Raw genomic sequence first — 1,769 nt, forward strand, 5'->3', positions numbered from 1 at the left:
TCCTAGTATAATAATGGTGTAGTCAATCAAGACTACTTAGTTTACAAGTTTCTATATATTAGATAACAGAAGAAGGTATTCTCCCTTCATCAGATGTTATCTTTAATAATCATCATGTCTGACGGTTCCTGATAGACACCAGATAAAACATAAGGTATTATATCTTAGGATAGGACAAAGAATGTCGACCTCCTTGGGAAGCTGATTCTTCAGCTGATACCTGCAATAAAGTCAATTAGTCCATTCGACAGGGTTTTATGTTTTAGCTGGTTGGGAGCCGGAAGGCAATACCCGAATAACACGCTAGGTTGTGTACCTGCCAGATTGGAAATGGATTCCTATCAGAAAGGAGCTATTGCTCATGTCAAACAAAATTATTTTTAATCTTGATGAATTATTCATCTCTGTTGGTATTGATGTCGGTGCTGATTTTTCCTGGATGTCTATTGCACTTCCAAACCAACAATTCGTAGGAAAACCTTATAAAATCCTACATAACAGCATGGATTCCCTTACAACCGCTGTTTCTAAAATAAAAGAAGCAGAAGAGTTGTATTCTTTGGAAAGTCGCATTTTCCTGGAATCCACGGGAATTTATCATTACCCACTCTTCTGCTATCTTCGTGATAAGGGTTTTAACTGCTCTGTTATTAATCCTATCATCACTAAGAATAGCACAAATATGAATATTCGAAAAGTACATAATGACCGTTTTGATTCTAAAAAGGCTGCTTTAGTTGGTTTGAAACCTGATTTAAAGGTTTCTCTTATGCCATCTGATCTTGCCTTAAACTGCCGTAACCTGTGTCGTGAATACTACGACTTAATGGACAACCGCAATGCTTATGTGAATAAGCTTCAGGGCGAATTACGTATGACTTTTCCTCAGTATCTTGGCATTTTTTCCAAGGTTACAATCAATACATCTCTTACACTATTGGAAACTTATACTTCTCCATCTGCTTTTCTTGAAGCAGACAAACAAGAGATTATTGATATCATTAGATCAACTGCACGCTTTGGACTTACATATGCTCAAAATAAGTATAATGCCATTATTCAAGCCGCTAATGAAGCGAATGAGTTCGGTTATATCATAGATAGCAACATCAAGCGTATTCGCCTTTATATCAGCTTCATCCGTAAATACGATGAAGAAATCAATCGTATTCTTGATTCCCTGCATGAACTTGTTGATGCAAATGAGGATACTGACTTTGTCAAACAGATTCACTTAATTGAAACATTTAAAGGAGCTGGTTTCTTATCTGCTGTATCTCTAATGGGAGAGATTGGTGACTTTTTTGCATTTTCAAAACCGAAACAACTTTTTGCTTACTTTGGTCTTGATCCGGCAGTAAAGCAATCCGGTAAATTTGAAGGCACCAAGATTCAAATGTCTAAGCGTGGGTCTGCTATAGCCAGACGTGTAATTCACACATTAACCTTACAAAGTATCAGTACATCCCGTAAAGGAGATGCCAAAAATCCGGTTCTTCGTGATTATTATCTCAAGAAATGTGAATCAAAACCAAAACTGGTAGCAATAGGTGCTGTCTCTCATAAAGTATGCAACATGATATTTGCAATACTCAGAGATAACAAACCTTTTGAAATCATCACTCCACAGGAGCATATCAAACAATACAATGCTGCTAAATGCGACGTAGCTGCATAAAATACTGTAACTTTAGCGAAACAATATCTTTTAAAAATGATATTTTCACCAAGGGGTAAGTGCGCCCTTTTTTAGTTCAAAAATGAAATCA

1 protein-coding gene is annotated in these 1,769 nt (G+C 36.5%); it reads left to right on the forward strand.

Annotated elements, in window-relative coordinates; all coding sequences use genetic code 11:
* Positions 1 to 361: 361 nt before the first annotated feature.
* Positions 362 to 1,678: an IS110 family RNA-guided transposase gene (locus tag ASU35_RS04880; protein ID WP_058351937.1), complete on the forward strand. Its 1,317-nt coding sequence runs from the start codon at positions 362 to 364 to the stop codon at positions 1,676 to 1,678.
* Positions 1,679 to 1,769 lie beyond the last annotated feature (91 nt).

The sequence above is a fragment of the Acetivibrio ethanolgignens genome, from assembly GCF_001461035.1.
In the GTDB taxonomy this organism is placed as follows: Bacteria; Bacillota; Clostridia; order Lachnospirales; family Lachnospiraceae; genus Velocimicrobium; species Velocimicrobium ethanolgignens.

Excerpts from the sequence above, each read along its gene's own strand:
- ASU35_RS04880 (WP_058351937.1), top strand. The coding sequence starts at position 362 with ATGTCAAACAAAATTATTTTTAATCTTGATGAATTATTCATCTCTGTT.